The 10,324-nt window shown below is 34.8% G+C and carries 11 protein-coding genes; 1 reads left to right on the top strand and 10 read right to left on the bottom strand.

Going from position 1 to position 10,324, the window contains the following annotated elements:
- Positions 1-12 precede the first annotated feature (12 nt).
- On the bottom strand, positions 13-366 hold the full coding sequence (locus VNZ46_RS19105) for a helix-turn-helix domain-containing protein (protein WP_325561614.1): 354 nt from the start codon (positions 364-366) through the stop codon (positions 13-15).
- A gap of 216 nt (positions 367-582) precedes the next feature.
- Here VNZ46_RS19105 and VNZ46_RS19100 point away from each other — a divergent pair, with 216 nt between their 5' ends.
- On the top strand, positions 583-1,071 hold the full coding sequence (locus VNZ46_RS19100; RefSeq protein ID WP_325561613.1) for a hypothetical protein: 489 nt from the start codon (positions 583-585) through the stop codon (positions 1,069-1,071).
- Positions 1,072-1,091: 20 nt separating this feature from the next.
- Here the strand turns inward: VNZ46_RS19100 and VNZ46_RS19095 are convergent, their stop codons facing one another.
- The 9 genes from VNZ46_RS19095 to VNZ46_RS19055 all read right to left on the bottom strand — a co-directional run.
- Complete coding sequence (locus VNZ46_RS19095; RefSeq protein WP_325561612.1) at positions 1,092-1,892, bottom strand: hypothetical protein; 801 nt, start codon at positions 1,890-1,892, stop codon at positions 1,092-1,094.
- A gap of 15 nt (positions 1,893-1,907) precedes the next feature.
- Positions 1,908-3,155 carry a phage integrase SAM-like domain-containing protein gene (locus VNZ46_RS19090; RefSeq protein ID WP_325561611.1) on the bottom strand — a complete coding sequence of 416 codons (1,248 nt, stop codon included), beginning with the start codon at positions 3,153-3,155 and terminating at the stop codon, positions 1,908-1,910.
- Positions 3,156-3,669: 514 nt separating this feature from the next.
- A complete protein-coding gene (locus VNZ46_RS19085; RefSeq protein ID WP_325561610.1) occupies positions 3,670-4,458 on the bottom strand; it encodes a hypothetical protein in 789 nt (262 codons plus the stop codon).
- Positions 4,459-5,493: 1,035 nt separating this feature from the next.
- Positions 5,494-6,414 carry a hypothetical protein gene (locus tag VNZ46_RS19080; RefSeq protein ID WP_325561609.1) on the bottom strand — a complete coding sequence of 307 codons (921 nt, stop codon included), beginning with the start codon at positions 6,412-6,414 and terminating at the stop codon, positions 5,494-5,496.
- 68 nt (positions 6,415-6,482) lie between these two features.
- Positions 6,483-6,791 carry a hypothetical protein gene (locus VNZ46_RS19075; RefSeq protein WP_325561608.1) on the bottom strand — a complete coding sequence of 103 codons (309 nt, stop codon included), beginning with the start codon at positions 6,789-6,791 and terminating at the stop codon, positions 6,483-6,485.
- A 112-nt stretch (positions 6,792-6,903) separates the two neighbouring features.
- Positions 6,904-7,143 carry a hypothetical protein gene (locus VNZ46_RS19070; protein ID WP_325561607.1) on the bottom strand — a complete coding sequence of 80 codons (240 nt, stop codon included), beginning with the start codon at positions 7,141-7,143 and terminating at the stop codon, positions 6,904-6,906.
- Complete coding sequence (locus tag VNZ46_RS19065; protein ID WP_325561606.1) at positions 7,131-8,156, bottom strand: hypothetical protein; 1,026 nt, start codon at positions 8,154-8,156, stop codon at positions 7,131-7,133. The genes VNZ46_RS19070 and VNZ46_RS19065 overlap by 13 nt, the downstream gene beginning before the upstream one ends.
- 502 nt (positions 8,157-8,658) lie before the next feature.
- Positions 8,659-9,279 (bottom strand): hypothetical protein, encoded by a 621-nt coding sequence (locus VNZ46_RS19060; protein WP_325561605.1) that lies wholly within the window; start codon positions 9,277-9,279, stop codon positions 8,659-8,661.
- Positions 9,280-9,748: 469 nt separating this feature from the next.
- Positions 9,749-10,324, bottom strand: a 576-nt coding sequence (locus VNZ46_RS19055) for a hypothetical protein (RefSeq protein WP_325561604.1), incomplete at its 5' end; no start/stop codon positions are given.

The raw sequence follows: 10,324 nt of genomic DNA, 5'->3' as shown, positions 1-10,324 counted from the left end.
AGATAATAGTGCTTACTTTTTTTTAGTTTTTTTTGGTTTTAGTAATAGGGCGTTGATTTCATCATTTTTCTCTATCGCAGTTTTGCGTCTTCCTGATTTAATCCAATCAATTAATTCCTTCTTAGAGAAGTATAATTTTTTTGCTTTCTTCATAACTGGCATTTTCGATTGAGACACGAGGGCGTAGATTGTTGGTTTAGCCAAGCCGGTAACCTTTTCGGCTAATTGTATACCGCCGATCTCTTCTACATCTTCATTGTTAGAATTCAAAAGCTTTTTTTCATTTTTGAGTTCCCGTATTAAGCATTCTATATTTTCCAATCTTTGCTCGATTACTTCGAACGGGTTTGATGTTAATTGTGCCATGTCACAAAGGAAGTAGGAAGACCTATCAAATGGATCTGCTTAAATCAGAAAGGAGTAAAAAAGGAGTAAAAAAGGAGTAAAAAGGGAGTAAAAAATTTGGAGTTTAATGGGTTTAAGAACACATAGTTATTAAAGATCCTCACTAAGCTCGTAGGGTTAAAAAGACTAAAAAAATTATGCCTATTTTTAGGTTATAATTGTTGTTACGCTATTTACATGGTAAAATCGCAGTTTAAAAGTTTTGGTTTTTGGTTTATGATAGCAGTTGTGTTATTTGGCGCAATATTATTTTTCTCTGCTTTTTTAAATACAAGAACTGAACAGCAAAAACAAGTTTGCCTTATTAGTGGGCCAATATTTAGTATTTTATTTGGCTGGCAACTTTGGCGGGATGCAAGTGTTATTTTAATTGATAAATTAAATAAGACAATTAGTTTCACTAATTTATTTACTAGACGACAATCAATTATTTCTTTCGATGATCTCGATGGCTTTATTGATGTGTACCAAGCCGTACAGGCGGGAAGGATTAGAGTAATATATTTAGTAAGAGATAAAAAGTTTGTAAAAAAACTTTCGAGTTATTATTATTCAAATTTGGATGAATTGCAAGAAGCTCTGACTCCAATAAAATACCTGGGATTGCAGAATTTTAATATCATTAAAAGTGTAAAGATTTTGTTTAATCTTCGGGTATTAAAATAATAATGCAAAAATATTATGATCTATACAATTTTGTCCAAACCAGGAATAGGACTATCATATTCCGATACCTGAATCATAATAGATTTTCTTACATTCTCCTCATCGAATTCATTTATTTCGTTATTTCTGGTATAATGAAAATTGTCGCATATCCAATGCACTATATCTTTTCTTGAGTTGGTTGCAATTTGCAGTTGATGCTGACTCAAATACCAGAATACATGTGAAAATTTAACCGCGCTAGATTTAAAGGTCAATTTGTTTTTTATGCTCATTCCATTAAGAAGATTTAATAAATCAGGTCTTTCAGTTTCAGCGAAATATTCTTTAAGTAAATTATAAATTTGGTTTATTCTGTCCGATTTAATGCTAATAGTTAATAGTGATGAGGAATCCTGAGAGGTTGAATCTACCTTTTCCTCAATCTCAATTTGAATGGGTGTTGTAACTTCTGGGAGCAAGGAATGTATTTCAGCCGGATTTTTGGACTTTATTTTATAGAGGGAAACCATTTCAGCAAGGACTTCAGTCGCCGGCTCTGAAGTTGGATCTTTTTTGTTACAAAAAAACTCTATTGCATCCGCAAAGCCCATGTTTTTATTTGATTCATAAATTTCAAATGACTGAATAAATATGCGAGTCTGTTCTAAATTATCATTTGAATGTAGTGATGTTATTTTAGTGTGAATTTCATTATAGAAATTCTGTATAAATTTATTCGAGTTTCTTGTGTTATTTAAACCGAGATTAAATTGGTCAACGTACTTTTGAATTATTTCAGATTCTAGTTTATTAAATAAAACCTTATCGAAGATTTTCATTTTGAGAGTGTTTCATTATGCCTGATTAATTTCATCAATTTCATTCTTAAATTCTGTTAAGGTCAACGCATATTTTTTCTTGGATTCATTTTCAAAGCTATCCAAATAGCTTTCTGTTGTCCTGACATTTGAATGGCCCAATGCTTCAGAAATAAATTCAATACTAGCGCCGGATCTTTTTAAGACTGTGGAGAATGAGTGCCTTGCTGTATATGTTGTTACAACCTTCTCGATTTTAGTTTCCTCCGAAATAAATTTCATCCACTTATTTATCGTTTTAATTAGTTGCTGAATTAATCGGAGTTCGTTTTCAGGTGTGCAGCCTTTTTCAATGATTGGAAAAATATAATTATCAGCATTAATCCTTTTATTCCCCCATTTCTTAATTATTTCCCTGGCACGATCGTTCAAATAGATGGATATCGGTTTAGGATTAGATCTCGTAGCTCTTTCAGTTTTCGCTCTTAGGAAGGTTAAATAGTCGCCATCAATATTTTTATATTTTATCCTGGCTATGTCCTTAATATTTATGCCGTTGCATAAGTAACTGAAGAGCCATAAGTCTCTGGCCATTTCTATATTACTGCCAGGAGAGGGTTTATAATCGTAGATTTTCTTTATATCGGATAAGAGGAGAGCTTTTTTTGTATTACGGCTTGTGGGTATTTGATATTTACGTTTACCAAAGGGATAAGACTCTTTGGAAATGTTTTCATCTGAAATGGATTCATTGTAAACGGATCTTAGCGACCTCAAATATATTCCAACAGTAGTGAGGGAGTTTCCTTCTTTTAGCATCCATTTCTCATAATCTCTTAAAAACTCTATAGTGATATCCTCGAATTTCAGGGAGTCTTTGAACTTTTGAAGGGATTTTAGACTGCATTCATAGCTTATAGCCGTGCTAATTCTTCCGGCAAGTCGCAGCACTCCTATATAATTGTTGTAAGCGTGGATTAAATCATCCTTACTGGTCGATATCTTGAACAGTCTGTTTGCGAAAATCTTAAAATTAAAAACGGGTAGTTTGTCTATTATATCATTAGCCTTTGACAAAAGCTTAAAAAGGTCGTCGCGGATATCTTTTGACTTTTTATCTGGCTTTTCTTCATAAAGTTTCGCATAGTCGTCCTTACTTAAATTATACTTGGTAGGATAGTACTTCACCACTCTATTATATATAGCCCTTAGTTTAACTGGGTATTTGTCGCCCGATTTGGCTCTCCTGGTATCATGTATTATTACCGCTGTAGCACCCTTCATTTGCAAACATTTGCAAACAAACCTACTAAATATCCATTGAAAACAATAGAAAACGGAGAGCTTTATATGAGCTGTAACGCAATACTGCACTGCATTTGAGCTCTAAATATTGAAAATCTGATAAAATCGATAAAAAGGGGCTTTTTTGACTGTTAATCAGAGGGTCGCTGGTTCAAGTCCAGCAGGGGGAGCAAAAAATCAAGCACTTACAAAGGAAACTGTGTAGGTGTTTTTTTATTTCCAAGGGTATTTTGATAACGAATTTTGATGAATGAGGGTGCTTTCCACTCCTGGCCTATTCACTCCCGAATCGTTTTCCAGCCAAGCTTAAGACCAGAGTAAAATCTGAAGGATAAAAAGTTGGGAAAATATGTTTTTAACTGCTACTAACTAGGTAAAGCTTTCCCTTTTTTTGGATTTATTATATTCTGGACTAATTTGAGAGGAAGACATTAAGAAGAAGATTACAAACATCCGGAATTCGATTACATTTTTCCCTCAGAAACATACTCGTCTAAACAAACGCCATCAAACGGAATCTTCCATTGGTTAGATGAATGACATTTCCAAGACCATTATAAAGATTGCAACCAAACTCAGCAGTAATTATTATAAAACTGCTGAATACAGGAATTGTATAGGATGTTGGATAGGGGTCAGTCTTGACAATCTTAAAGTAACTGTTACTTTGATCGCCTGATCCCAAATAAGATTTCCAAGCTATGCCGGTTGAGTCATACCAAGTTAGCTGAATGCCTGGCGTAAGGATCTTGCTTGAAATAGGATTGACAACGTAGAGCGTATCGCCATTGCTGTCATATATGACCGTATAGCTGGTATCTTTTGATAATTGAGAGAAAGGATAATTTTCCGCCTGAAAAAAAGAATCCAGTACCTTGGTATTCATAAGGTAATACGATTGGGGATATCCGTAAGTGAGGTAATTGATATCCCCCTTACTGAATCCCAAACCAGGATAGGTGTTTACGGTCGAATCAAATACTCCGCCAATCCTGTTCAAACTATAAATAATCACTGTCGTATCTGGAGGGAGATCGCCTGAAAACCACGCTACGCCCCAGGGACTGTCAACACCCGCAATTCTAAATACCCGGGTTCCATTGAGCGTTACATCAATATAAATGCTGGAATCAGTTAACGTAGTGTCCCTGGTTGGAGTCTGAGGAGAAAAAAACTGAGGGGGGACTGAATTTTTATAGCAGGAAATCAAAGAAGCTACCATCAAAAGGAAAACCGGAATTAAAGTTTTTCTAAGACCACTATAACCAACCCATTTTTTCATTGCCCTGATATTTGATGACTTCAAAGAAGATTCTAACTGTCGGTATGGAAAATACAATAACCTTGACCCCTATTCCCCCACAAATTTAGCTTTAAATGGTGCCAATGTGAAGGGTCAATCTTGATGGGTTTTACATTGAGATTGACGGACGTGCAAAATGTATTGCCCAATTGCTTTAACGTATTAATAGTCATTGATATTTCCGCCCCGGTAGGGGGAGCCGCTACAGACAAGGGTTTCAGCAAATTCGCTGAAACCCTATTTTTTTGATTTGCAAACATATTATTCTCCAATTTTTTTAATCTGTTAGTGCAAATTCCTAACTGTGTGATCACCAAATTCCGGATAAGACTGATCACAACGAGGATTGATATTCAATAGTATCGAAGGTCAACTTAAATCGGAACAGAATGATCTTGGCCTTCGGAATTTCTATTCGGCAATCCTTTAGTGATCTTAGAGTGATCCTTTAGTGATCGCAGATCCGGAAAAAGATCGTTTTCCTTTTAAAATTATCAGCCAGGGGCCCCCAATTTACTTCACTAGTAATGCCTCTTGATATACCTTCCTGACTATACAAATATGCACGCTGCTTTTTCCCATTTATCAGAGTGTCATAAGAGGCTCTGATAAATAAATTTTGAAATTTTTCCCTCCGAAATCACTCCGCTTGATGCAAAATCTGATCAAATCAGATAGGTAGAATGACCTAAAAGGCATTTTTCGGCCGGTCCATGATTCGCCGAAGAAAAAAAATATTTATCGGAGGCTCTGACACCACTTTAATAAACCCTTTTTTGATTGACACATATTTGTACTACGATCGGCAGGAATATAACAGATATGTACTTGGTTATTGGTTTACTTTAATTCTTGGAAATTCCGAACAGTGTGATTACCAAATTCCGGATAAGACTAATCACCATGAGGTTTGATATTCAATAGTATTGAAGGTCAACTTAAATCTGAATAGAATGATCTTGGCCTTCGGAATTTCCAGACATATTATAGATTCCGGTGAACTTGACTCCGGCATTATTTTGGAGTGTATGTTAAGACTTGTTGCCGTTCGTCTTTACCAAATGGTTTACCGTTAATAATGGGTATTTCCAAAGTGTCTTTACTGACATCGCTATAGCAAGCGCATGAAAATTTTAGTGTTATATTATTAATTAAATCTTCCGTTTTAATATTATTTAGTGACCAAAATTCATATTCGTTATTTTCAAGTAATTTGTCGTGAGAATTTGCCGAATAGATAATAACATTTGATGAAGGAATGAAGCAATCTTCTGATGACAATAGTTTTGATTTTATTTTTATGGCATAGCTGTCAGAACTATTGTAGGCATAATATAGTGTCCCCAATGTGGTTGTATCTTTGTAGTCTGGTTTGAAAGCTACATAAAATTTCAAAGATGAATTAGGAATTAAACCAGTGATAATTTTGGAGTCACCTTCGATTATTGACTTATTGCCATAATCGAATATTTGCAACTTGTCTTCTGCTCCGCAACAACCATACTTCACTGTCTTGTATGTCATGCCGTCTAGGGTAAGGTCATCGCAATCTCGGTCAATAATGAAAGCAGTTTTTTGTGGGTTGTCAAAGGCTCCTAATTCGACGTGAATATTTCGTTGTTGTTCTTCGCAACCTGTGCATGTTTTGGACGTTGTCGTGTACTTAGCAAAATAATGTTTAAAGTTTTTATCACTGTGCGAGGCAATGAAAACCACCTTGTACGTAGTTTCTACGGTTTTAATGTCGTAACCACCGGTACTAGAGTCTCCAGTTAGTATGCTAAATGAAGACTGTCCAGAGTCAGCATAAACATTTTTGACACTGTCCACTTTGGGATTTGATAAACCTTTATTGCCATTTTTGTCTGAGTTTTGAATGTTAGAGCACCCCAAAATGGTAAATGTGCAGATTGTGATATAGGGTAATCGTTTCATAATATTGGTTATAATCCCATTTGTTGCATTAAAAGTCTCAAGAGGTCCTATTCAGTAACAGTTGTAAATTAACAAAGCCAATACATTTTTCTTTTGAAGTCAATAACCGAAGGGCCACTGGAGCAACCTCCTACTTCCTTGGCATCTGTATCTTTGGGAGAATGTCCAATGATCCATTTTCCTGTCTTAGTATGCTTCATAATGACTCCTTTATCCATGATTTCGCCCTTTTTGCCAGACAGATTATTTCCGCTATTAATGACAGATATCGAATCGCCTTTTATAACAACTATGCATGTGGCACCATTTGACTTGCCATTCCATTCAGCAAACGCTATTGAATAGGTATAAGTTCCATCCTTGGGTTTCTCATCCATTCCAATTTGTGTTTGGCCAGAGCATTTAACACAAATGAGAAATAATAGAGCGCTCAAATAGAGATTTCTTCTAATAAAGCTGTAGGCATGACTTCCCAATATTTGACTTTGGTTATTCAATAATAATTTGATTGCTGAAAAGTTCTTTGAATACCGCAAATGACAATTCATGTATATCCTCACAACTGTCTAACATAATTGCATAAAACATTTTACCTTTAAATCTGGTCTTGCTGTCAGAAGCAGTAAAGTAATTGACTTGTCCTGTAGGGCCATCGGGAGGCGTAGATGGGTCTTCCAAAAGCAGTCCGGGATATTGCGGTGCTTTTCTTTCTATTGCTAATATATACAAATGACCACCCCTATGTCCTTATACATTGATTTATCTATAACCTCGTAAGCAACCATTTTATCGTATTTGTCAGAAAAAGTAATTTTTCTTTTGTCTGAATATTTAGCAACTAAGGTACTGAGGTAGTCCCCCAAATTTTCGTTTTCATTTGCTGATTTAAATAGAATCGCAACAGTATAGCCAATTTCCAACCCTTTTTTATTTTTTATGGTTGGCGGAGTTATGGTAAACGCACTTTGTCGATTATTAAAGTCATACAATGAAACATTCCATGTTGAATCAACCAATATTTTAATTCCCAATGGCCGGGAAGTAAATGCTATTTTGTCACCCTTCGAGGCCGTCCAAATATCCTCCTTTTTGTAAGACTTATTTTTATCTACTTCCACAATCTTTTTATAAACAGCTTGCCCCTGTTCGTTTTCAAAATTGCCTGCTTTCCCGGAAATGTTTTTCACCTTATCCATAGCGAAAATGCAATGCGATTGCATACCCGTAAATGCGCTTGCGTAAGCAAATTCGTCCCAAAATTCTGCGGGTTGGTTGGTTGGCAATAAATGTTGTGCTTTAGTGAAATTGTCTATGGCTTGTAACGGAACGTTTGAAAGTGCATAATGATATCCAAGAAACCAGTAAGTCCGATAATCATTTGGGCTTTCTTTTATCGCCAAGTTATAATTGTCCACTGCATAATTATAATATCCAGAGTCATCCAGATTATATAGGTAGTGTGCAATGTCCCCCAAGAGCAAATTCAATTCTTCATTCTTTTTGGTTATTGATGAATATATGGAATAATTGTCACGAAGTTTACCTATGAGTTCTTGCTTTGGAATTCCATAAGTCCATTGAATTGACCAATGGTCAATGTATTGAAGATTATCTTTTATAGATTGGAATGCAATTAATAATTTGCTTTCATTGCTGATTTTGGAAATATCTATGAAGTTCACATTTGCGAATGCTCCTACAGAAAATAATGTCGCAATTAAAATAATCGTACCTCTTTTCAAATCTTTTCTTTTAAATTGTAATATATTCTTTACCTGTCAAAATCGTCCGCTTCATTAATATTATTCCTCCTCATTCAATTTGTCAAAGTCAGGTGATGAGGAAATTTCAGATATGAATTCAACCGTGCCCCTTCTTTTCCAAACTCAGCATGCCCAAATTATCCCAATAATAAGTCCAGCAGTAGATATAACAACTGCCAATACAAGTCCTGTTAAACCGGAGATATTATAGTAAACAATGAATCCAATCACGACTCCGATTAATAGTGGAGAGACAACAATTTGCAACCAAGCAATAATTGACGTTATCCATTTAGCGATTTTCATATCACTTTATCCAAGTTTTTAATCAAGTGTAGAAGTTAAATGGTTTGAGGAATGTCCATTTGACTTGACATCTGGGTAATTAAATTCCTGTCCATAACCAAGACCAAATTTTATTGCAATCAAGATGATAAAAAGTTTGCTCAAATTTCAATTTGATGTACGTCTATTGTTTTTTTCAGTCTGATTCCAAGAACTTTACTGCTTTAGCCTTTTTTGTCGAATATGCAAAACATCTTACGCCTTCATCACATTCAAAGCAAGGAATCCAGATAACTTTTGAATTTGGATTTGCAATTACATCCTTATAAACATCTTTGTTTGCTATGCCATCGTATGAATTGGCTTGATTCAATGTGAGCTTAGTAGCCTCTATGTCATTTAGGAACGAATTAATTTGATCTTTAGCGTAATCTTCAAACTTTTCTTTCGTCAGCGAGATCACATACTTGTTGATATACGCCTTGTAAATTTCCTGCCCACCTGCAGGTATTGAATCAGGCTCGAACACTCCGCGCATAAAGTAGTAGGTTTTGAAACTTTCACTATAGATTGTCCTGTTGTCAAAGCTCTTTATGGTTATATGGCTGGTGCTTTGATTTATTAATCCTACAGGGACTGTTAACACAATCGTGTCCTGTTTTTTTGTATTCGAGAAGAATATCGTTTTTGTTTGTGTGATTTTTTTGGAAATACTTGCACCCCTTAAGGTCGTCATTACTTCATCCGCATTACTGTTTATTTGTCCCACCAATGTTGTCGACAACAGTAAAAAGAGTATGGTCACAGAATTTCTCATAAATTTACAGGCAATTAGGGCGTTTTATATCTATTAAAGCTGATTCAATTACGGAAAATAATTATGGACGTCATCGCTTAAGGCTGTCATGTCAATTAATTTTGGCCTTTTACCCGGATCAAAAAGATATACTCCCCGGAGCTCAGGTAGCGTGTCCAATTTGATGATATATTCAATTTTATCAAATGGCTATTGATGATTATTTCATCCCATCAAATATTTCATGATATTCAACTGTATTTTGATTTCCGTATTGATAATCACCAAATCGTTTCACGTTGTCATGTGTTGCCATGAGAAGAAATTCGTTTATTGCCATTTCATCCTTTTCATTCTTTACTATAAATTCAAGAATTACTAACGCAACTCGTTCTCTTACTTTATTATATTCATCATTTGGAATTTCGGAACTCTTTGATAAACCATTGTTTTGTTGAGTTACTGTTCGCCACTTTAGCCAAGATTCGAATTAGTATATGCAATATCTATTTTGGTCCAGTATTTCCTTGTATTTTCCAATTGCAATTTCGTTGGAGTTATCTGCCAAAGTATCAGAATGAATTACATACTGGTCGGCTATTTCAATTTTATAAATTACAAATTCCTGAAAGTTCGGGGTATGGTTGGCAATGCTATCAAGCAATTTCAATGCTGCTTTAAGATCTTTTAGCTTTAAATTTTTGTAGTTGGAAAAGTCAGGTGATTTAATATAATTATTCTTGTCATTAATTTGATAATACTGTTTTTCATTCAATTTAATAAAATGATCTGTTGAATAGGTAGTATAGAGGTAGTCCATATACTTGCCTTTCTTTGATTTATAAATTTCATAGTCTTTGCTGAAATCTGCGGACTTAAATCCCTTATCCTTTGCCACTTTATAACTTTGAACAGTTAATTTTATATACTGAGCAATATAGACGCCAAGGGCTTTGTCACTAAATTGATATTTCTTCAAGGCTTCGCAGTCTTTTATATATTCATTTAGTAAATTATTCATTTCTTCTTCTGTATTATCATTTAATAAAACGTTGATCATTTCTTT

It is taken from the genome of Pedobacter sp. (assembly GCF_035566355.1).
GTDB lineage: Bacteria > Bacteroidota > Bacteroidia > Sphingobacteriales > Sphingobacteriaceae > Pedobacter.
Note: the sequence above shows the minus strand (reverse complement) of the source record. Positions and strands in the feature narration are given on the sequence as shown.

Coding starts and splice junctions, on each gene's coding strand:
- VNZ46_RS19105 (WP_325561614.1), bottom strand. CDS start 366: ATGGCACAATTAACATCAAACCCGTTCGAAGTAATCGAGCAAAGATTG.
- VNZ46_RS19100 (WP_325561613.1), top strand. CDS start 583: ATGGTAAAATCGCAGTTTAAAAGTTTTGGTTTTTGGTTTATGATAGCA.
- VNZ46_RS19095 (WP_325561612.1), bottom strand. CDS start 1,892: ATGAAAATCTTCGATAAGGTTTTATTTAATAAACTAGAATCTGAAATA.
- VNZ46_RS19090 (WP_325561611.1), bottom strand. CDS start 3,155: ATGAAGGGTGCTACAGCGGTAATAATACATGATACCAGGAGAGCCAAA.
- VNZ46_RS19085 (WP_325561610.1), bottom strand. CDS start 4,458: ATGAAAAAATGGGTTGGTTATAGTGGTCTTAGAAAAACTTTAATTCCG.
- VNZ46_RS19080 (WP_325561609.1), bottom strand. CDS start 6,414: ATGAAACGATTACCCTATATCACAATCTGCACATTTACCATTTTGGGG.
- VNZ46_RS19075 (WP_325561608.1), bottom strand. CDS start 6,791: ATGGATGAGAAACCCAAGGATGGAACTTATACCTATTCAATAGCGTTT.
- VNZ46_RS19060 (WP_325561605.1), bottom strand. CDS start 9,279: ATGAGAAATTCTGTGACCATACTCTTTTTACTGTTGTCGACAACATTG.